The following is a 23,087-nucleotide window of genomic DNA, read 5'->3' on the forward strand; positions in this document are numbered from 1 at the left end:
ATGAATGAAAGTATCAGACTTTATAGCAAAATTCCTGTATGATAACGGAATAAATCATGTCTTTGAACTTTCAGGGGGGATGATAACACATATTTTAGACTCTATAAACAAAGCTGGTAAGATCGACATCATTACCATGCACCATGAGCAGGGAGCTTCTTTTGCAGCTGATGCTTATGGGAGAATTAAGAAAATACCTGGTGTTGCTCTTGCAACAAGTGGACCAGGAGCAACAAACCTTGTCACAGGAATTGGTAGCTGTTATTTTGACTCTTCACCAGCAATATTCATAACAGGTCAAGTTAATATTCACGAACAAAAGGGTGACAAATCTATTAGGCAGTTGGGGTTTCAAGAAACAGACATTGCCTCAATTGTAAGCCCCATAACAAAGGCAGTTTTTAAAGTAAAAGAAGCGTCATCTATTCCAAGTATTTTTGCAAAAGCCTTTAAAATAGCTTTAGAAGGAAGACCTGGCCCTGTTTTAATAGATATACCAATGAATATTCAGCGAATGGATATTGATGTATTAGATACTGAGTTAGTAAAAGTGGCTTCGCATCCTGAAACTATTATTGACAATGCAGAATTCCAAAACCTTAAACAAGATATTTTAAATGCAAAGTATCCTTTGATATTAGCTGGTAGAGGTGTTTGTGTATCTTCATCTGAACAACTTTTGCTGGAATTCGCAGAAAAGTATAATATCCCAGTTATCACAACTTTGTTAGGGCTTGACATCATTCCATATAATCACCCTTTAAGGGTTGGCTTTATTGGAAGCTATGGTAATAGGTGGGCTAATCTTTCCATTGGCAAATGTGATTTATTAATCGTAATTGGGAGTCGGCTTGATATCCGTCAAACAGGGGCAGATGTAGAGAGTTTTCAGAAAAATAAAATCGTTTACCATATAGACTGTGATCATAATGAAATCAACAATAAGCTAAGTAATTGTATTCCGATAGTTACAGATTGTAATCAATTCTTAGTTAAATATTTAGCATATTTTAAAACTGAAAAGATTAATACAGATGATAAATGGATAAAAAGTATCAAAGCACTTAATGAAAGTTGGAAAGATATTAATGAAATAACAGATATAGAGGGAATCAATCCAAACCAATTGATGCACGACTTGTCTCATTATTCTGACAAAGCTACTTGTTATTTAGCAGATGTAGGTAGCCATCAAATGTGGGCTGCACAGTCATTAGAATTGAACTTATACCAAAAATTTCTTACCTCTGGTGGTATGGGGGCAATGGGTTTTGCTTTGCCAGCGGCTATTGGAGCATGTTTTGCAAATGATAGAAAACCTGTAGTTGCTATTATTGGTGATGGAAGCTTTCAATTAAATATCCAAGAATTACAAACTATAGTAAGAAACAAATTACCAATTAAAATAGTCATAATTAATAATAAATCGCTTGGAATGATTCGACAATTTCAGGATAGCTATTTTGAAAGTCGTCATCAGTCAACTGTTTGGGGATATAATGCACCTAATTTTGAAAAAGTTGCACAAGCTTATGAAATTAGCTCAATTACAGTTTCCAAAAAAGAGTTATTGATAAGTGCCATAAAAACCATGTGGGACAATCCCCAAGAACCATTTTTATTACAAGTAATGATAGACCCTAAAGCTAACGCTTATCCTAAAATAGCTTTTGGTAAACCTATTACAGAAATGGAACCTCATTTTACTCCACTCGATATGGAGGGTACTTGATACTAATTGAACCATCAAAATTTCGTTTTGATGATGTCCCTGTTTTATATAAAATACTAAAGAAATTTATGCAAACATTGACTATTGCCATACCTACATTTAATAGGGCTGAAAAAATTGAGCAAAGAATTAGATTCCTTTTTGAGGTGTTTAGTAATAGTGATTTACCAATTAAGTTGATAATATCGGATAATTGTTCAGAGGATATAACTGAAGAAATATGTAAAAATTGGAGTCTTTTATTTAAACAGAAATCAATTGATTTTAAATACCTTAGAAATACAACGAATGTAGGAGCAGTTAAAAATGTAATTCAATGTATTGAAACCGCAGAAACAGACTTAGTTTGGGTAATGGGAGATGATGATGTATTGATTAAAGAAAATCTATTGAAATTATTTGATATTCTTAAGAATTCAGAGGAAGATTATGCAATATACCATCTTAACTATTCAATAGCAGATGGACGAGATAATACGATAATTAAAGATTTAAATTATGAAAAATTATCCAGTGAAAGTTCATATCATTCTTGCTTAAGTTCTACGATGCAGATTGATGCCTTTATGTTTATAACTGCCAATATTTTATCTAAAAAAGTGGCAATCAATGCAATAAATTCTTGGAAAAGAGGAAAAGCGTTATTAGCATATCCTCTATATATTAATTTGTATGCAAGTGTATATGGCCCTTTTAAACTTATTGATTTTCCAGTTTTTATCGGTACTTATCATGCAGGTTCATGGGCAGAGCATTTCGGTATCGTTTATAAGATTGAAGTTCCTCTGGTATTAGGAAAACTTTTGAACTTTAAAGATATTGATAATGATTTAATTATAAAAATCATAAAAAAGTTAACCTCATTATTTAGAGTCATTAAAATGATAACAAAAAAGCCAAACTTATTATGGTATATTTTTAAATCAATATAAATTTAGGTAGCGCTTTTTTGACTCTTGGGGAGTAATTAAAAAATACTATTTCACTAAAGCTAATGATTAATCTGTGTCAAGAAACTCTTTTGAAAAACTGAAAATCCTTTTCGGCATTATTCAAGAACAAAATAAGCTAAACTAAAAGCTACTTTAGCATATACCTATTTTATTGTAAACAAGAATGTCATAGTAAGAGCTATTCAGCTTTTAAAATATATTTATTATTAACGATATTATTTAAATGCCCAACTTATAGTAAAACGTAAGAATAAATTTATAAAATGAGGTGCAGTATATAAAACATATATAATTCTATTAGTTGCGTAAAAACTTATCATAAAATGCTTTTCTTTGAGCTCTACTTATTGGTAACTCAGTTGTTTGGTTACCCTCTAACGAAATTTTATTTTCGTTAATAGATATTACTTTTTCAATATTAATGACAAATCTCCTGTGGATTTGAATGAATTTATTCTCAGGTAACTTCTTTGTAATTTCCTTTAAAGCTATTAAATGCAAGTATGAGTGCTTTTTAATATGTATTTTGACATAGTCAGAATACGATTCGATATAATCAATATCTTTTATTAAAAATCGTGTTATTGAGCCTTTATTTTTTATAGTCAACTTTTCATTTGCCTCAACTTCTTCATCTAACTTCATTAGTTTTGTAACCTTTTGAATTGCTTGTACAAATCTTTGGTAGATTAAAGGTTTCATTAAATAGTCGACAACATTCAAATCAAACGCTTTTACTGCATAATTTTGAAAAGAAGTAGTCATAATGATATATGGTACAGGTACGATATATAAATCTGCAATAAAATCTACCCCACTCTTACCAGGGAAAATAGCTTCTAAAAAAATTATATCTATTTTAACCAAAGTTGTTTTAATATACTCTTCTGCACACTCAACGGAATCAAAAACACCTAAGATGTTAATATCATTATCAAGCCTTTTGCAGTATTGTATAATTGTTTGTTGGGATAAATAATTATTATCAATAATTATAGAATTCATACTACTTAGTGTTTAACTTATGTAGTGATGTTTTACTTGCTTTTATATCAAACTATTAGAATAATCGCTAATGTCATATATCCAAAAAGAACCAATTAGAATATAATAAAAATATATTTTAGCCTAATCAAATCTTTGAGTAAAGCTTGTACTATGCTTTACTTTATAGATTATTTTAACGTTTTCATGTTTGATGTAATAGATTTTAAACCTTCACTATTTAAATTGAAATTAATGGACTTAGTTTGGCGGATGGTTCTCTAAAAGAATGGGTGTCTAATTTATTTGACTGACCTTAATTTTATAGAATTAATATTTTGTAAAGTAAGACTATTAATAGATGGTAATCAATCCCTACAAGTAGGGGTTTTTCTTAGTATTAATATGCTAAAAGCTGATTTTAAGGGATATTGGAAGTATAAAATTGATTTTCTCTGAGATAGATTGATTATTATACTATAACTTTTTCAAATACCCATTATGAACTCGTTTGCCAAAAGCAATCATCACTTGTATGATACGATATGCTATGAATAGCATATTCTTGATTACTTGCTTTGATTTTTTCTTTTTAAATAAATTGTTGTGAATAACAATTAGGGATTTGAACTACTTTTTCTCCTGTTATATTTTTAATTCATATAATACAATTCAAAGATAATAGAAGCCCACTAGTCGAGTAAAATTGCTCTGATATGTTTTTGGAATGTTAATTTGTATGATTAAAAAATCAAAGGAAATATTTTCTATTTATTAGATTGAAATAGTAAGAGAGTTGATGAAATGTGCATTTTAATAGGATACGCAATTAATAAAGAGATCAATCACAAACACACTTAAATAGAATTAGGCAGATGTATCAAAAAGACATTTTAGTATTTTGATAGGGCTGCATCTATATTTTTACATTTATTACCTTAACACACAGCCAATTGTATTTAGCTCATTTACGAAAGCAAATGAGCTAAATTGTTTTATCGTTTTAAGTCTATGGACATTTTAATTGCTATTCTCTAAGTAGATAAATGTTAATCAAAAAATTTACTCTTAATTCTCAGTAAATAAACTCTGATTTGCTCAAGATTAGAATTGTCCCCATAAATAAAATAGCTACAATTTTTAAATTCCTTAAATAATAATTTCTATAGGTTATGAAAAATATTCTACTATTTGCGGTCTTTGTTATAATCTTCAATGCAGAATATTTATTTTCTCAGGATACGCTTAAAAAGGTTAATGCTCAAGTAGAAGCTGCTACATATATTTCTACTAATAATAGTATGCCTTTTTGGTTACGTTCAAATCAATATGGTGAAATTCCTATCCAATCTAATGTATTCTCACTTAGAGCTCAGTTAGAAAAAGAGTATCATCAAAATGATTTTAAAAATATCAAATTAAGTCGATTGACTTATGGGTATAAAATCAGAGGAGTAATTAATGCTGGAAATTCAAATCAATTTATCTTATCAGAAATATATTTCAAAACTAAATTTAAATCAGCCGAATTTTACATAGGTAGAAAGAGAGAGGTTTTTGGAATTACCGACACAACACTTAGTGCAGGCACTTTTATATGGTCTGGTAATGCTCTTCCAATACCTAAAGTTCAGATATCTATTCCGAATTACGTGCCAATTTTTAAAAATAAGTTAATCTCAATTAAAGGAAGTTTTTCACACGGGGTAATGGGCTCAGCCGATTCTACCCAAAATATTCTTTTACATCAAAAAAGTTTGTATGTTAAAATTGGTAAGCCTTCTTGGAATATGAATGTTCATGTTGGTATTAATCATCAAGCTCAATGGGGAGGTAAACCTACAAATCCCTTTATTCAAAAAGGAACAAATCAGATTATTACAGACTATCCAAGTAACTTAAAGACTTATTGGTATGTTTTGAGTGGTATATCTCCAATTGGGAGTGATAAAAGTTTCATTGTGGACGATGGAGGGCGTTTAGCAAATCATATAGGTACAATTGATTTTGCAGTAGAGTATAATGAACAATTGGCCAATATTCTTTTTTACAAACAGTATCCTTATGATAAAGGAAATATATCAACATTGTATAAAATATCAGATGGCGTTTATGGAGTTTCTATTAATAGAAAACAAGTAATAAACGGAATCATTAAGGTTAATTTTGAATACTTAAATACAACTAATCAGGGTATTTCGTCAGCTTACAAGCTAACTACAATCGTTGAACATAAAAGACAAAATGATTATTTTAATAACGTTACGTACAAAGATGGATGGGCATATAAGGGAAATATAATAGGTTCTCCATTTTTGATGCCTATTAAAGATTCTGCATACCTTTTGAATTTATTTAATAATAATATATCTAAAATTAGCCCAAACTATATACTCAATAATAGAGTAAGGGCACTTACAATCGGTATTGAATCAAAAATTAAGACAATAGGATTGAGAACACGTATTTCGTTGAGTGATAATTTAGGAAACTACACTTATACTCCAATAGCTGTAAAACAGCTATCAATTCAACAACAAATTGTTGTACCAGTTAAAAAATACTTTGTTAGCACAAATATTGGCTATGATAATTCAGGTTTACTGAATAGTAATTTAGGTTTTATATTGATGGTAAAGCGTAGTTTATGAATTTAAGTTTTGCTATAATCAAGCCAATTACTTGTCAATAATAAGTGTCATAATTGAAGCTACCTTACTACAAGGTAGCTTTTTTTGTTTAGTTCAAATTTATGAATCCTTATTGTTGAGTATTCTAAAATGTTTGATATGACGAAAGCTTTAAACATTTTTTTTGACTATGGAGCTTATTCCGCACTAATAATTATGCAATATGGTCATTGGTCGATAATCAAATGTATTTTACCGAGTAAATTTTAACGTATTTACATAAATAGAGTACTTTGTAAAAGTTCAAAGATACTATATGACATTTTTAAGATAAAAACTGCCAAAGAATATAGACAGAGTAGCCTTAATTTTTCATAGTTTGAACGTAAAAATAATTTAACAAGGTTTTGGGAATGTTTCAAATATGGGACTGAAAAGGCGAAGCCATAACCAAAATAGTATAATACTTACACCATCTTAATATGCCTTGGTTTGTTTTATATACAAAGTCAAATAATGAAAAGAAAGTAGCAGAACGACTTTCTGCAATTAATATTGATGTCTATTGTCCAACTATTCGTACTGAACGTAAATGGTCAGATAGGATAAAAGTAGTGGAAGTACCTCTTTTTAAATCTTTTTGTTTTGTGAATCTGGATGAAAAAGATAGAGCTAAAGTATTTACTATCCCGGGAGTTGTACGGTATTTATTTTGGTTAAATAAGCCTGCTGTAGTCCAACAAAAGGAGATTGATACTATTCGAGAATTACTAAATAGCTTTAATCATAATTTAATAAAAGTAGAGACATTTAAAATCAATGAATCTATTCTTATAAACTCAGGAGTATTTGAAGGCAAAGAAGCGATAGTACTGAGTTATCAGGGAAAAAAAATCATGGTTAAAATAGATTCTTTGGATATGTATATTTCAATCGATTTAACAAAGAGTAAGATTCAGAAACAGTCTTCTGTTTAATATAGTATTTATCATTAGGTAATAATCCCGATTGAAACTCAAAAGAAATGAATTATAAATTTCGTACCAGTACAATGAAATCTCGAATAATTGTCAGTTCTATCTTTTTAGTAACCATATTTCTGATGGTATCATGTAAACCAGCTCAAAGAGTTCCTCCTGGTAAATTTTCCTATTTTAAGTCAAAAGATGATACTTTCCCTGTATATCTTGATATTAAAGAACCTAAAGTATCTCTAATTCAAAAAGATGATATTTTAGGGATTATGGTTAGTAGTCTAAATGTTGAATCAAACGAAGCGATAAACCTAACTAATATTAATACACTTCCTATTTCCAGTTTTTCTGGTAAAATTGGGGGTGGAGCACAACCTTTAGGTTATGTTGTAGATTCTTTAGGTTTTGTAAATATACCAATTATCGGAAAATTAGCTCTTGGAGGAGTAAGCCTTAAAAAAGCAGAGGAAATTATAGCCACTCAATTGGTTAAAATAATAAAGTCTCCCGTGGTCAATATTCGGTTTATGAACCATAAATTTTCAGTATTAGGAGAAGTCGGCTCAGTAGGTACTTTTAATTTGCTTGATGATAAAACCACAATTTTGGATGCCATTGCTTTAGCAGGAGACTTATCAATGTTTGCTAAAAGAGACAGTATTGTAATAATTAGAAATGTAGATAATAAAAGAGAAATCAATATTGTAAATCTAAGAGATAGGTCTGTTTTTTTATCACCCTACTTTTATTTAAAGAATAACGATATTATTTACGTTGAACCAACAGATAGTAAATTCGTACCTGAAAGACCATTTAAGCAAGTACCACCAGCTCCATTAGCATTCCAACGTTTACCTCTATTTGTAAGTGTTGCTACGCTTCTAACCCTCTTAGTCAATCTTTTGAAATAATAGTTTATATCGTTATAAATACATTATAAAAAATAAGTATCAAAATTATATTTTATGAGTGAAAATACTATTTTTAAAGAAGAAGATGATTTTGATTTTATTGGATTCTTATTTAAGTACCTACGAAATTGGTATTGGTTTCTTTTAACAATGTCTCTTGGTTATATTGGAGCTTATATTTATTTGAAACAATATACGCCCATTTATAGGGTAACTGCTACTTTGTTAATTAAAGATGATAAAGCTAAGAATAATGGAAGTGATATAGTAGAAGAATTGGCAGCAGTAGGAACTAAGCAGATTGATAATGAAATAGAAATTTTCAAATCAAGGTTGTTGATAGGTAGAGTTATAGATGCATTAGACTTAACAGTTAGTTATTGGCAAGAGAAAAAATTCCGAGATGTAGAGCTTTTTCATGATAGCCCTGTTAAAGTAAATATGAAAGATTTAAATGATTTTGCTTATAGTAATCCATTTTACATCAAATATCTTTCCGAAAGCCAATATATCTTGTTGAATACAGAACATGAAGAAATAGGTGTATTTGGCTACAGTCAGTTATTAAATAGCCCATACGGAAAATTTAGGGTATTTAGGAATAGTGAGATAAAACCCTTTAAAATACCTATTAAAATAGTACTTCATTCAAGAGAGGATTTAATTTCAAGTTTATTGAATGATATTCAAGTATCACCGCTGAATAATAAGGCCTCATTTATTTCATTAAGTATAGACATAGCATTAAAAGATAAAGGCAAAGCAATTTTAAACAAAATATTAGGAGAATATGAATTTACTTCATTAGAGGATAAAAATAGGGAATCAGCTAATACATTAAGATTTATTGAAGAACGCCTAAAATTAGTAACTAATGAATTGGGCGATGTTGAACAGGATGTTGAACAATACCGCCGTGCACAGGGAGTTTCTGATTTAAGTTCTGAGGCAAGTATATTTTTGGGGAAAGTAGGAGAAAATGATGCTAAACTAAATGAATTAGATATACAAGCAAAAATATTAACTGAGGTAGATCACTATTTGAATAATAGTGATGCCAATGATGTTGTCCCTGCAACACTAATGCTAAATGATCAGGTTTTAAGTGGATATATTGCACAATATGCTCAATTAGAATCAGAAAGATCAAAGTTAGCTCGTAGTGTACAACCCGAAAATCAGGCTTTAATTACCCTCAACAATCAAATGCGTAATATAAGGCAGGCAATTCGAGAAAATTTAAATAATCAAAAGCGAAATATTGCTATAAACCGAGCTAATTTACTTGCTTTAAATACTCGTCTTGAAGGATCTATCTCTGCTATTCCACGCAAAGAAAGAGAATTTGTTGGTATTAAAAGACAAGCTGGAATCAAAGAGAATTTATATCTATTATTATTACAGAAAAGAGAGGAAACAGCTTTGTCGTATGCCTCTACGGTTACAGATAGTCGAGTAATTGACGTACCATATTCAACTGGTGGCCCAATAGCACCTAATAAGAAAAATATATATCAACTGGCACTGTTAATTGGTTTAATTATCCCATTTGCCTTTATAACTCTAAAAGAGCTATTAACCATTACTGTTCAATCCAAAAAAGAAGTTGAACGCAAATCAGGAATAAAAGTATTTGGCGAAATTAGCTTCTCTAATGATGAAAGTAAAAATGGAATTATAGATGGAATTATTAATATCAATAACCGTAGCTTTATTGGAGAGCAAATTAGAATGATTCGTTCTAATTTACAATATTTAGTACCTAATCCTAATAGTAACATTGCGAGTACTTTTCTTTTTACATCATTCTCAAGTGGAGAAGGTAAAAGTTTTGTAACATTAAATATTGCTTTATCATTAGCCTTATTAAATAAAAAAGTTATTGTAGTTCAATTAGACTTACGCAAACCCAAGGATATAAGTCACTTACTTCGTGATATTGATTTAAATTCTAACGATACGAATGGTATTTCTACTTTTCTTATTGGAAAAGCTGACGTAAATGAAATTATAAGAGAGACTAAATTTGAAAATCTTTATATAATACCTTGTGGTCCAATTCCTCCCAATCCATCCGAATTGATTTCTAATGGTAAAATTGCTGAATTATTTGAAGTACTTAGAGCAACTTATGACTATATATTAATTGATACTGCCCCCTTAGGCTTAGTGACGGATGCAAGTCTTTTAGCAACTGTTGCTGACGTTAGTTTTTTCGTAATAAGACATGAGTTTACCCATAAGTCTGTAATGCCATTTATTTCAGATTTGAATAAACAAAAGGTATTCAAATCGCTCAACTTGATTTTCAATGCCGTAAATTATAAAAAGTCATCAGGTTACGGCTACGGCTATGGTTATGGCTATGGCTATGGTTACGGCTATGGCTTTAATAAAGATAAGAATAAGTATAAATGGTTGAATTATTTTTTTTCCAAAAAGTATAAAAAGAAATAGAAATATGTGTGAATTAAATGTTTTACAAAATTTAAAAATAGGTGTAATTGGGTTAGGTTATGTTGGTCTTCCTCTTGCAGTAGAATTTGGCAGTAAATATCCCACTGTTGGCTTTGATATAAATCAAGAGCGTATTCTACAGTTGAGAAATGGATTTGATATAACTTTGGAAACCAGAGCAGAAGATATTCTATTATCAACTAAATTATTATTTACCTCATCCTCTGAGGATTTAAAGAACTGTAATGTATTTATTGTTACGGTACCAACGCCGATTGATGAGTTCAATAAACCCGATTTAAGTTATTTGGTAAAAGCATCAACATTAGTTGGAGAGCTACTGAAGGTAGGTGATATTGTAATTTATGAATCTACTGTATATCCGGGCTGTACAGAAGAGGATTGTGTCCCTGTTTTGGAGAAAGTTAGTAAGTTGAAATTTAATACCGATTTTTTCTGTGGATATTCCCCTGAGCGTATCAACCCAGGAGATAAAGAACGTACTTTAACAAAAATTTGTAAAATAACTTCTGGCTCAACTCCTGAAATAGCAGAATTTGTAAATACGTTATATAGTTCAATTATCACTGGAGGTACTTACAGAGCACCCTCTATTAAAGTGGCTGAGGCTGCAAAAGCAATCGAAAATGCACAAAGAGATATTAATATTTCCTTTGTTAATGAGTTAGCATTGATGTTTGACAGAATGGGCTTAGATACATCTGATGTACTTGAAGCTGCAGGAACAAAATGGAATTTTTTGAATTTTAAGCCTGGTTTAGTAGGTGGTCATTGTATCGGTGTAGATCCATATTATTTAGTTTACAAAGCTCAAAGCTTAGGTTACACACCCCAAGTTATTTCCTCAGGACGTTTAGTAAATGATGCAATGGGAGGATTTGTAGCAAAGAAAATCCTTAAAAAGCTCATTACAAATGGTTTAAAGTTGCAGTTTTGTAAAGTGTTGATATTAGGTATAACCTTTAAAGAAAATTGTCCTGATATCAGAAATACAAAAGTCGTGGATATTTATCATGAACTAAAAGATTTTGGTTTGGAAGTAGATGTTTACGACCCATGGGCAACACCTAATGATGTGAAACAAGAATATGGTGTTACACTTACTTCAACTCTAAATGTAGATGGATATGATGGGATAATAGTTGCTGTTGCTCATGAGCAATTTTTAGAATTAAATCTGAATGATTTAAAGAAAGACAATCAGTCTGTAATATTTGATTTAAAATCAATTTTTAATAGAGAACTGGTTGACATGAGGTTATAAATAACCTATTAAAACATTTAGCAATACAGTTAAATAAGTTAGTTCTTTGATCTCCTTTTACAGTCAATATTTTGGACTCCTTCGATTTTGATAACACTAATTGCTCATTAGTTGAAAACACTTTCTACGAGAATAGTATCCCACATTTTCTTTACCAGTTTGCATCTCCCCTTGATTGGAGAACAATTCAGGTTGAAGAAATCGCTAATAATAAGTGTTATATTGATGCTAAAAATATTTACATAGGTAATAACCTTTTGAAGAGACATAATCCGAATGAAATCTTTAGGAATGTACATCAAAGGCTTAATAATAATTATTTTATTGCATTTAAAATTGTAACAGCCGAAAATGTTAAATCTAAGCTCCAAACCATATTACCTCATGGTTTAGTTAAAATTTACTACCCGTTACATTTCTTTATTCGAAGAGTAATTCCCAAGATAAAAGGGTTTCGGAAGATTAGTAGATTATTAAATTTACCGATAGATATGTCAAAGTCTGAAATAATGGGAAGGTTGATTTATCAGGGATTTAATATTATATCATTGCATGATAATAATGAAGAAACTATCATTGTTGCTAAAGTCAATCCAGCGTATAATCCAAGTTTAATAAAAGCTCAACCAAGTGAGGGTATATTGTTCAAAATGTTGAGGATGGGGAAAAATGAAGAGCAAATTACAGTGTATAAACTTCGTTCAATGCACCCTTATGCAGAATATGTACAAGAATATATCTATCTGAATCACGGATTAGATATTGGTGGGAAGTTCAAGGATGATTTTAGGGTAAGTACAGGGGGAAAATTTATTCGTAAATATTGGATTGATGAGCTTCCAATGATAATTAATCTTATTAAAGGGGATATAAAATTAATTGGTGTTAGGCCAATAAGCCAACATTATTTTAATCTTTATCCAGCATCATTAAAATCATTAAGAGTTAAAACAAAACCTGGGCTACTTCCCCCATTTTATGCAGATATGCCCAAAACCTTTGAAGAGATTATTCAGTCGGAGTTAACTTATTTAAAAGCCTACCAAAATAATCCTTTTCGAACGGATTTAGAATACTTTATTAAAATCATCAAAAATATTTTTATAAATAGAGTACGAAGCAAATAAAATAATAACTGTAAGATTAGTTAAAATGGAAGACCAATTCTCCGAAAAAATTCAAATGGTTGATTTAAAAAAGCAATATTTTAAAATCAAACCAGCTATTGACTCCGCAATTCAAAATTGTATAGATAATACTAATTTTATAAAAGGACCACAAGTAGGGCATTTTGAAAGCTCTTTGGCTAAGTATTTAGATGTCAAACATGTAGTTTCTTGTGGAAATGGGACTGATGCTTTACAAATAAGTATAATGGCTTTAGGGTTAAAACCGGGAGATGAAGTTATTATTCCTGCATTTACCTATGTAGCTACAGCTGAGGTTATTGGACTTTTAGGTTTAACGCCAGTTATGATTGATGTTGACCCATTTACTTTTAATATTAATAGTGAGTTAGTTTTAGAAGCAATTACTGAAAAAACAAAATTAGTAGTACCTGTTCATCTTTTTGGACAGTGTGCCGAAATGGAGGGAATTGTATCACACTGTTATGCCAACGAAATTGCCATCGTTGAAGATACAGCACAAGCAATCGGAGCAAAATATATTTTTGATAATGGCAAAGCAGTAAGTGCTGGGGCGATGGGAGATTTTGGAACTACTTCTTTTTTCCCATCAAAAAACTTAGGTTGTTATGGAGATGGTGGAGCGATTTATACCAATAATTCAGATTTAGCCCGTAAAGCAAGAATGATTGCTAATCATGGACAAGAAAAAAAATATATCCATGATGTTATTGGTATCAATTCAAGATTAGATACGATTCAAGCTACAATTCTAAATGAAAAGCTTTCGCATCTAAACACGTATATATATAATCGTCAGGAAGCCGCCAATTACTATGATAGAGAATTAAAGGGCATTGATGCCATTGAAATTCCATTTCGAACAAAAAAATCAACCCATGCTTTTCATCAATACACATTGAAAGTTCCAGCTAAATCAAGAGATGATTTTAAAGAATATTTGAGTCGTAAAGGAATTCCAAGTATGGTTTATTATCCAATACCTTTAAATCGTCAAAAAGCATTTTATGATATAGGCAGAACAGTAGGCGATTTATCGGTTACAGAAGATTTATGTCAACGAGTAATTTCATTACCAATGCACACTGAATTAACCGAGGCGGAATTACAATATATTACTAAAACAATCAGAGCTTATTTTAATTAAAAATGGACAATATATTTATTCATCCTACTGCAGTTATTGATTCACCATGTGTCATCGGAGAGCATACAAAAATTTGGCATTTTAGTCATATAATGAATAACTGTACAATTGGCAAATCATGTAATATTGGACAGAATGTAGTCATATCTCCTCAGGTAGTGCTTGGAAATAATGTCAAGGTGCAAAATAATGTGTCGATATACACTGGCGTAACCTGTGCTGATGATGTTTTTTTAGGACCATCAATGGTATTTACCAATGTAATAAATCCTCGAAGTGCCATTAACCGAAAAGACCAGTATATGAAAACTCATGTAGGAAAGGGGGCAAGTATAGGAGCAAATGCAACAATAGTGTGTGGAAATGACATAGGCGAATATGCTTTTATTGGAGCAGGTGCTGTTGTAACTAAATATGTAGCTCCATTTGCATTAGTTGTTGGAAACCCAGCGAAGCAAATTGGGTGGGTAAGCGAATACGGGCAACGTCTCAAGTTTAATGAGGAAGGAATGGCAAATTGCATTGAAAGTGGTCAAGTATATAAGCTATCCGATGGGAAAGTTACTGTGGTTTAAAAAAGAATTCCTGATAGTATATTCAACACATTAAACATTTGCACAATATGAAAACTTTTGCATTAATTGGAGCAGCAGGGTTTATTGCCCCCCGTCATTTAAAAGCAATAAAAGACACTGGAAATCAATTAGTTGCTGCCTTTGATAAGTTTGATTCGGTAGGAATACTTGATTCGTATTTTCCAGAAGCACATTACTTTACTGAGTTTGAACGTTTTGATCGCCATATAGATAAATTAAGACGAGAATATCGAGGAGTGGATTATGTTAGTATTTGTAGTCCCAATTATCTTCACGATTCACATATTAGATTTGGTTTAAGAAGTGGGGCTAATGTTATTTGTGAAAAACCTCTCGTTTTAAATCCTTGGAATATTGATTCATTATCCCAAATAGAAGAGGAATCAGGTAAGAATGTTTATAATATACTTCAACTACGGCTTCACCCGAGTATCATTGAACTTAAAAAGCGAATTGATTCTGATATTTCTGGGAAAATTTATGATATTGATTTAACATACATTACATCTCGTGGTAATTGGTATAACTCAAGTTGGAAAGGAGATATAAGTAAGTCTGGGGGAATAGCAACCAATATAGGGGTACACTTTTTTGATATGCTGACTTGGATATTTGGAAAACCTAAAAATAATATTGTGCATTTACATCAAGATAAAAAAGCCGCAGGCTATTTGGAACTTGAAAAGGCTCGTGTACGATGGTTTTTGAGTACTCAGTATGAGACATTACCAGACGAGGTAAAACTCACAAACAAGAGAACTTTTCGCTCAATGGTTATGGAGGGTGAACAGATTGAATTTAGTGATGGCTTTACGGATCTACACACTGAGACTTATGAAAAAATCTTATTAGGAAAGGGATTTGGGTTAAAAGATGCTTACCCTTCAATTGACATTGTGTATCAAATTAGAAATACTGTAATATCTCAAGCTACAAAAGATGAAACACACCCTTTTATTAACAGAGACTTAAAGAAAGTTTTCGTTTAAAAATATCAACTTGGAATATATAAATTGACATATTACTTAAGTAATCAACAAAATGATTCAGAATAGTAAAGTTTTAGTAACAGGAGGAGCAGGATTTATAGGGTCAAATTTATGCGAGGCTCTTTTAAACTTAAACAACAAGGTTGTATGTTTAGATAATTTTGCCACTGGAAAGCATAAAAATATTGAACAGCTCATCTCAAAACCTAACTTTGAATTAATTGAAGGTGATATAAGAAACTTTGCTGATTGTAAAAAAGCGGTTGACGGGGTTGAATATGTTTTACATCAAGCTGCATTGGGGTCTGTGCCGAGATCTATGGCTGATCCTTTAACAACTAACGCTGTAAATGTTTCAGGATTTTTAAATATGTTGGTAGCTGCCAAAGAGGCAAAGGTTAAGCGTTTTGTTTACGCATGCAGTTCATCAACTTATGGAGATTCACCTAATATGCCTAAAATAGAAGAGGTGATTGGCAAACCATTATCTCCCTATGCTGTGACAAAATATGTAAACGAATTATATGCGGATGTTTTTCAAAAATCTTATGGGTTAGATACAATTGGGTTGCGTTATTTTAATGTTTTCGGACGTAAGCAAGACCCCAATGGCCCTTATGCAGCTGTTATTCCCAAGTTTGTATTACAACTTATTAATCATGAATCTCCTATTATCAATGGAAATGGAGAATTTTCTCGTGATTTCACATATATTGACAATGTTATTCAAGCTAATATTTTAGCACTCTCAACAGAAAATAAAGAAGCACTTAATACAATATATAATATTGCTTATGGTGGAAAAATTACTTTAAATCACTTAGTAGCTCATATTAAAAACTTTCTATCTGAATACGACCCATTAATCACAGATATTGATATTCGTTACACAGTACCACGCTTAGGTGATATACCTCATTCTTTTGCATCGGTCGAAAAAGCAAAAAAACTACTGGGTTATGTACCTCAATACGACGTAAAAGAAGGTCTGCAAAAAACTATTGAATGGTACTGGAATGCTAATTTAAAGTTAGTTACACCTTGAAGGAAGTTTATCAACTAAAGCATAAAAAATGACTAATCAGAATTTAGAATATGAAAACTCAATAAAGCCAAAAGATACATTATTCAGATTAAGACTGAATGAAATTTGGCAATATAGAGACCTTTTAATACTTTTTGTGCAAAGAGATTTTGTTGCAAAATACAAACAGACAATATTAGGTCCTCTTTGGTTTTTTATACAGCCAATATTTCAAACAATAGTGCTTGCTATTGTATTTGGAGGAATGGCAAAATTATCAACAGGAGGAATGCCACCTGTTTTATTTTATTTATTAGGAGTAACTGGTTGGAATTATTTCTCAAATTGCCTAAGAACCACTTCCAACACATTTACGGTTAATGCGAGCTTATTCGGGAAAGTATATTTCCCAAGAGCTATAACTCCAATCTCTATAATAATCAGTAACTTGATTCAATTTGGTATTGGATTTATACTCTTTCTTATAATTTATGCTTATTTTCTATTTATTGGATATCCGCTCAAACCAAATATTACTCTTTTACTCCTTCCATTTTTGATTATAATAATGGGCTTATTGGGTTTAGGTTTAGGTATGCTGATATCCGCTCTGACCACAAAGTATCGTGATTTACAGTATCTTGTTGAGTTTGGAGTACAATTATTAATGTATGCTACGCCAGTTATTTTGCCACTTTCAGCAATACCTTCTAAATATCGCATATTTATGTTAGTCAATCCAATGACAGGGGTACTTGAGACACTTAAATATGGTTTTTTTGGAACAGGTACTTTTTCTTGGGAGTTGTTAGGGTATTCCGCTGTATTCATGGCTGTTTCTTTTGTTGTGGGGTTGCTTGTATTTAATTATACAGAGAAAAATTTTATGGATGTTGTATAGAAAATTATGAAACCAATAATAAAAGTAGAAAACCTATCCAAACAATATAGACTTGGGGCAATTGGAACAGGAACAATAAGAAACGATTTTAAACGCTGGTGGCATTCGATACAAGGAAAAGAAGACCCCTTTTTAAAGATTGGTGAAACTAATGATAGAAGTACCAAATCAAAGAGTGACTTTGCTTGGGCATTAAAAGACATCAATTTTGAAGTAATGCCCGGAGAGGTATTAGGTGTAATCGGGAAAAACGGGGCTGGAAAATCTACTTTACTAAAAATTCTTTCTAAGGTGACTGGCCCTACTACTGGTAGTATAAGCTATAATGGAAGAATTGGGAGTCTTTTAGAAGTAGGAACAGGTTTTCACCCTGAACTTTCGGGAAGAGAAAATATTTTCTTAAATGGAGCAATTTTAGGAATGACAAAAAATGAAATTCGCTCAAAACTTGATGAAATTATTGATTTTTCTGGTTGTGAACGTTATATAGATACTCCTGTAAAACGCTATTCAAGCGGCATGACTGTTCGTTTAGGCTTTGCCGTAGCAGCTCACCTTGAACCTGAAATATTGGTGGTGGATGAAGTACTGGCCGTAGGAGATGCCGAATTTCAGAAAAAAGCAATAGGGAAAATGCAGGATGTTAGTCAAAAAGATGGTAGAACAGTTTTATTTGTAAGTCATAATATGATGAGTATTAAAAAATTATGTACTACTGGCCTCTTATTGAAAAATGGATGTGTTTCTATGTCTGGTGATATATCGAAGGTAATCAATGCTTATGAATTGGACAATGAAGAAAAAGTTAAATTAGACTTGGGAAGTAGAAGTGATAGAACAGGAAATGGTAGCGTAAGGATTACTAAATGTACTCTTAAGGGTAAGTCTGGACAAGATACTACATCCATAAGCTGTGGGGAAGAATTTGTTATAGAGGTTGTCTTAACTCGTATGCTAAAAAATGTAAATATTTCAGATGTAGGAATCTCTCTTAATATATGTAATTTAAGTGGTGATAAAATTCTTCAATTGAGTAATGATTTTTTAGGTCAAAGGATAAGAATTACAAATAATACCACAACAATCCAATATATCATAAAAAGATTACCACTAAACCCCGGTAGATATACAATAAGAGCTTTTATCTCAGATCGTATTAATATTTTAGATTGGATAGAACATGTTTTTGTATTTGATGTTGAAGAAGGAGATTTTTTTGGTAGTGGTGTAATTGATAATAGTAGTATATTTTTTACTGATCATTCATTTAAGATAATTTCATAAAATATAGTATTCCCCTTATACTATCCAGTTATTTTATTATCTCATCAAAAAATAATAATTAATCAACTTAATGTCTTAGTATTTAGAGCTTTATCAATACTGTTCTGAGAGAATCATATATTGCTCTCGAATATATAGTTGATTTCATTTTAATTTATGTAAGGTTGAAAAATTTAAAGATATACAAGGCATTTCCTGCCTATGATAACTATTTAGATAAATTTTATCATACTAATATTGAACTTAAAAATATGACTTTTTTTGAGCTTCAGTATGCTTTAATTAGAGATGGATTCCCATGGATTTTTTCATGGTCAACTAATATTAATAATAGTGATGTAGATATTTTTGAAACGGTTCATAATTGTGAATGGTTACAAAAATCTTGGGATGTGAATAAAAAAATATATATAAATTGGCAAATTGAAATAGTAATAGAGCAAATAAAATCGTTCAAACCCAATATTTGTGTATTATACCCCCCTGAATTATTTACTCAAGAGATTATCTTACAGATTAAGAGTGTAGTCAATCATGAAATGGTTATCGTTGGTTACGATGGAATGAATAGAATGAATGTTGACTTATACAAAGGTTATGATTTAATAGTTACTTGCTCAGATTATATAAGTGATTATTATAAAAAAAATAATAAAGAAACCTACACATTGAATTTTTGTTTCGATGAATCAATACTCGACCGAATTACCCTTAAAAGTACACAACAATATAACGTAGGTTTTTCAGGTTCAATTTATGCCAAAATGCATGATTATAGATACGAATTATTAAAGTATTTGACAAAACGTATAGACATAGAGGTTAGGTCAGAATTTGGAACAGAAAGAGATTATAGTTTAACATCAAAAGGACAATTAAAGCGACTGATAAAGAGAAAAGATTTATCGAACTATTTGGGATTATGGCGTATTTCTAAAGCAAATACTGGTCCTGTATTTGGTTTGGAAATGTATCAATTTTTACATGATTCTAAAATTAGCATTAATATGCACGGAGACCATATCAATTTTGCAGCCAATGTACGATTGTATGAAATAACAGGGGTTGGCTCGTGTATGTTAACGGATTGGAAAACAAATATTTCAGAAATTTTTATACCAGATAAAGAGATTGTTACTTATACCTCTTATGAAGAAGCATACGATAAAGTAAAATTTTTATTGAGGAACGAGACACTAAGGGAAAAAATAGCAAAAGCAGGTCAACAAAAGACTATAGAAAATTATACCTACAAAAAACGGTTGCCACATTTATTTAGTTTTTTAAAGAGATTCTATAATTTTAATTCGTAATGATGAAAATTAGAATAATAAAAAAAATTAGAATATTCTTTTTTACTCTTCTGAAATTCTTTATTCCTGAGTTATCTATCCTGAAAAGACAAATAAACTGGAATAATTTAACTGATTATTCGTCATCATCATCAGTTGTTTCAGAAAAGTCAAAAATAAACTCTCCTTACCAGTTACATAACATCTGCGTTGGAAAGTTTACTTACATAGATATAAATTCGTTTATTTCAGACGCTAGTATTGGCAAGTTTTGTTCAATTGGGCCTAATTTTTTTTGTGGATGGGGAATACATCCAATAGATGGATTGAGTACAGCCCCGATGTTCTATTCAACAAAAAAACAAAATGGTTTTACGTTTTCAGTAACTGATAAAATAGAAGAACGTAAAAGAATAAATATCGGAAATGATGTCTTTATTGGTGCAAATGTTACAGTTTTAGATGGAGTGACTATTGGGCATGGTGCTGTAATTGGTGCAGGAGCAGTTGTTTCTAAAGATATACCACCTTATGCAATTGCAGTTGGTTGTCCAATAAAAGTCATTAAATACAGATTTTCTCAAGATCAAATTGAGGCATTACTTAAAATTAAATGGTGGAACTTCCCTAATGAAGAGCTTATAGAAGTAGAAAAAATGTTCTTTGATATTGAGTCTTTTATTAAAAAATATGAAAAATAAGCTTTCAATAATAACCATTAATTTTAATAATAAGATTGGCTTGCGTAAAACAATTGAGAGTGTTATTTCTCAAACTTTTAATGATTTTGAATATATAATAATTGATGGAGGCTCATCGGATGAAAGTGTTGAAGTGATTATTGAAAATAAAAATAAAATTAATTATTGGGTAAGTGAAAAAGATAATGGCGTTTATCACGCAATGAATAAAGGTATTGCTCTGGCTAATGGGAAGTATTTGTTGTTTTTAAATTCAGGAGATTTTCTATATGATAGTACTGTTCTTGAAAAGATATTCATGAATGAACACAAAGCTGATTTTTTATGTGGACGATGTGCTATATCACGGAAAGGAGAGGTTATTCATATAACTAACCCGCCTGAAATTCATACTTTTCAAACTTATTTTAAAGGTAGTATCAATCATCAATCTACTTTTATAAAAAAGGAAATGTTCTTAAGGTTTGGGCTTTATCGTGAAGATTTTCGATATAATTCTGATTGGGAATTTTGGATACGTACAATTATATTAAACAATTGCAGTACAGAAAAAATAAACGAGATCGTATGTGAATATAATCTGGAAGGAATTTCTTCTACTGAAAATAACTCCGAAGCTTATAAGAAAGAAATATTCGATGTTTGCTCTCAACCTATATTGCAAAAGTTTATCCCAGATTATGAATATTGGTCGAATGAACAAAAGAGTTTAGCTCCACTATACTGGTTGAAATCAAAAAAAATATTGTACATACCTGTTCTATTTCTCTATCGTTTTGCATTGTATTTTTCTAAAAAAAGATAGTCACTTTTGAGTGCTGAAATAATTAAAGGTGTAAAAAATCAGATTTTAATACCTTTTGAAAGTAAAGTGAAAAGTTCCGTTAAACTTTATTATATCAATGAATAATATTAAAATACTTTTTATTACTCATTATAACGGTATGTATGGAGCTAATCAATCTCTATGTAAACTTATTTTAGAGCTAAAAAACGACTATAATATTTCTCCGGTAGTATTAGTGCCAAGCCATGGGCCAATATGTGATTTTTTAGAAGACAATGATATAAAGTATTATATTTCCCATTTTTATTGGTGGGTTAACGCAGATACTGGAATTTTTCAAATGCTTCTAAATTTTAGGAAACAAATTATTAATTTAATGCGAGTTCCAAGATTGGCAAGACTTGTAAAAAATGATGGAATAGACTTGGTTTACAGCAATTCAATTACCATAAATGTAGGTTATTTTTTGAGTAAAAAACTACAATGCCCTCATATTTGGCACATTAGAGAAGCAATGGAGCAAATTAATTTAAGGTTTTCATTAGGACTAAAGCTTTCCAAAAAAATTTTAAAAGTAGCGGCAAACCAGTACATTGTTATTTCAGATTTTATTAATAAAGCATTCAATGATTTATTACCCGATGAAAAAGTCAAGAGAATATATAATGGAATAAGCATTGATTTAGAGTATAAGCGAATCAATAATATGTTTGATGAAAATATCAATATATGTTGTGTAGGATTATTATGTGAGCAAAAAAATCAATTTAATATTTTAGAAGCAATTAAAATATTAAAAGAAAAAGGAAAATCAAACGTTCGCTTACATCTGATTGGGACAGCTAAGAAACTTTACTTAGAAGAACTTGAGCTATACATAAACCAACAGGGATTAAAAAGTAATGTTATCCTTTATGGTCATCAGAAAAATGTAAACAAATTACTCGTTGGAATGAATTTAGGCATAATGCCATCTCGTGATGAAGCATTTGGAAGAGTCAGTATTGAATATATGCTTCATAAAATGCCCGTTATAGCCAGTAAATCTGGGGCTAATGAAGAAATTATTAAAAGTGGAGTAAATGGTTTTTTATACAAATTAAACGACGCTGAAGAATTAGCTCAAAATCTTGCTTATTATTTAGACAAGCCCTCAGAGTTAGATAGAATGGGTGAAATAGCCTTCAATTATGCGAAAGAAAATTTCTCTTCTTCTCAGAACACACAAGCCATCTACCAAGTCATTCATAATTTGATTTACCAATCAAATATTTGAATTTAAAATACAAATA

General features: G+C 30.7%; 19 protein-coding genes. 18 read left to right on the forward strand and 1 reads right to left on the reverse strand.

All coding sequences use genetic code 11. From position 1 onward, the window contains the following. Nucleotides 1-4: 4 nt before the first annotated feature. Both VB248_RS18550 and VB248_RS18555 read left to right on the forward strand, forming a co-directional pair. The gene (locus VB248_RS18550) at nucleotides 5-1,732 is read left to right on the forward strand and encodes a thiamine pyrophosphate-binding protein (protein ID WP_323298316.1); all 1,728 of its coding nucleotides are present in this window, start codon (nucleotides 5-7) and stop codon (nucleotides 1,730-1,732) included. Between the two features lie 68 nt (nucleotides 1,733-1,800). After that, entirely contained in the window at nucleotides 1,801-2,664 is an 864-nt protein-coding gene (locus tag VB248_RS18555; protein ID WP_323298317.1) for a glycosyltransferase family 2 protein, read from the forward strand. 318 nt (nucleotides 2,665-2,982) lie between these two features. Here the strand turns inward: VB248_RS18555 and VB248_RS18560 are convergent, their stop codons facing one another. Further along, nucleotides 2,983-3,690 (reverse strand): LytR/AlgR family response regulator transcription factor, encoded by a 708-nt coding sequence (locus VB248_RS18560; protein WP_323298318.1) that lies wholly within the window; start codon nucleotides 3,688-3,690, stop codon nucleotides 2,983-2,985. 1,151 nt (nucleotides 3,691-4,841) lie between these two features. Here VB248_RS18560 and VB248_RS18565 point away from each other — a divergent pair. The 16 genes from VB248_RS18565 (at nucleotide 4,842) to VB248_RS18640 (ending at nucleotide 23,071) form a co-directional block, all read left to right on the forward strand. Further along, on the forward strand, nucleotides 4,842-6,320 hold the full coding sequence (locus VB248_RS18565) for a capsule assembly Wzi family protein (protein ID WP_323298319.1): 1,479 nt from the start codon (nucleotides 4,842-4,844) through the stop codon (nucleotides 6,318-6,320). Between the two features lie 461 nt (nucleotides 6,321-6,781). Next, on the forward strand, nucleotides 6,782-7,276 hold the full coding sequence (locus VB248_RS18570) for a UpxY family transcription antiterminator (RefSeq protein WP_323298320.1): 495 nt from the start codon (nucleotides 6,782-6,784) through the stop codon (nucleotides 7,274-7,276). A gap of 47 nt (nucleotides 7,277-7,323) precedes the next feature. After that, nucleotides 7,324-8,184 (forward strand): polysaccharide biosynthesis/export family protein, encoded by an 861-nt coding sequence (locus tag VB248_RS18575; RefSeq protein ID WP_323298321.1) that lies wholly within the window; start codon nucleotides 7,324-7,326, stop codon nucleotides 8,182-8,184. Nucleotides 8,185-8,238: 54 nt separating this feature from the next. After that, complete coding sequence (locus tag VB248_RS18580) at nucleotides 8,239-10,641, forward strand: GumC family protein (RefSeq protein ID WP_323298322.1); 2,403 nt, start codon at nucleotides 8,239-8,241, stop codon at nucleotides 10,639-10,641. 4 nt (nucleotides 10,642-10,645) lie between these two features. Continuing rightward, nucleotides 10,646-11,926 carry a nucleotide sugar dehydrogenase gene (locus tag VB248_RS18585; protein ID WP_323298323.1) on the forward strand — a complete coding sequence of 427 codons (1,281 nt, stop codon included), beginning with the start codon at nucleotides 10,646-10,648 and terminating at the stop codon, nucleotides 11,924-11,926. Between the two features lie 71 nt (nucleotides 11,927-11,997). Next, nucleotides 11,998-13,053, forward strand: a complete 1,056-nt coding sequence (locus tag VB248_RS18590; protein WP_323298324.1) for a sugar transferase — start codon at nucleotides 11,998-12,000, stop codon at nucleotides 13,051-13,053. Between the two features lie 25 nt (nucleotides 13,054-13,078). Beyond that, on the forward strand, nucleotides 13,079-14,221 hold the full coding sequence (locus tag VB248_RS18595) for a DegT/DnrJ/EryC1/StrS family aminotransferase (RefSeq protein ID WP_323298325.1): 1,143 nt from the start codon (nucleotides 13,079-13,081) through the stop codon (nucleotides 14,219-14,221). A 2-nt stretch (nucleotides 14,222-14,223) separates the two neighbouring features. Next, nucleotides 14,224-14,796 (forward strand): acyltransferase, encoded by a 573-nt coding sequence (locus tag VB248_RS18600; protein WP_323298326.1) that lies wholly within the window; start codon nucleotides 14,224-14,226, stop codon nucleotides 14,794-14,796. A 47-nt stretch (nucleotides 14,797-14,843) separates the two neighbouring features. Then, nucleotides 14,844-15,806: a Gfo/Idh/MocA family protein gene (locus VB248_RS18605; protein WP_323298327.1), complete on the forward strand. Its 963-nt coding sequence runs from the start codon at nucleotides 14,844-14,846 to the stop codon at nucleotides 15,804-15,806. Between the two features lie 52 nt (nucleotides 15,807-15,858). Continuing rightward, a complete protein-coding gene (locus tag VB248_RS18610) occupies nucleotides 15,859-16,851 on the forward strand; it encodes an SDR family oxidoreductase (protein WP_323298328.1) in 993 nt (330 codons plus the stop codon). 28 nt (nucleotides 16,852-16,879) lie between these two features. Further along, nucleotides 16,880-17,731, forward strand: a complete 852-nt coding sequence (locus tag VB248_RS18615) for an ABC transporter permease (RefSeq protein WP_323298329.1) — start codon at nucleotides 16,880-16,882, stop codon at nucleotides 17,729-17,731. A 6-nt stretch (nucleotides 17,732-17,737) separates the two neighbouring features. Beyond that, nucleotides 17,738-19,015 carry an ABC transporter ATP-binding protein gene (locus tag VB248_RS18620; RefSeq protein ID WP_323298330.1) on the forward strand — a complete coding sequence of 426 codons (1,278 nt, stop codon included), beginning with the start codon at nucleotides 17,738-17,740 and terminating at the stop codon, nucleotides 19,013-19,015. A gap of 164 nt (nucleotides 19,016-19,179) precedes the next feature. After that, entirely contained in the window at nucleotides 19,180-20,328 is a 1,149-nt protein-coding gene (locus VB248_RS18625; protein WP_323298331.1) for a glycosyltransferase, read from the forward strand. Continuing rightward, entirely contained in the window at nucleotides 20,328-21,008 is a 681-nt protein-coding gene (locus tag VB248_RS18630) for a CatB-related O-acetyltransferase (protein WP_323298332.1), read from the forward strand. Before VB248_RS18625 ends, VB248_RS18630 begins: the two co-directional genes overlap by 1 nt. Continuing rightward, nucleotides 20,998-21,813, forward strand: coding sequence for a glycosyltransferase family 2 protein (locus tag VB248_RS18635; protein ID WP_323298333.1), 816 nt, complete (start codon nucleotides 20,998-21,000; stop codon nucleotides 21,811-21,813). Before VB248_RS18630 ends, VB248_RS18635 begins: the two co-directional genes overlap by 11 nt. Nucleotides 21,814-21,910: 97 nt before the next feature. Beyond that, nucleotides 21,911-23,071 carry a glycosyltransferase family 4 protein gene (locus tag VB248_RS18640; protein ID WP_323298334.1) on the forward strand — a complete coding sequence of 387 codons (1,161 nt, stop codon included), beginning with the start codon at nucleotides 21,911-21,913 and terminating at the stop codon, nucleotides 23,069-23,071. Nucleotides 23,072-23,087: the final 16 nt, after the last annotated feature.

Origin of the sequence: Arcicella rigui, from assembly GCF_034929435.1 — a bacterium.
In the GTDB taxonomy this organism is placed as follows: Bacteria; Bacteroidota; Bacteroidia; order Cytophagales; family Spirosomataceae; genus Arcicella; species Arcicella rigui.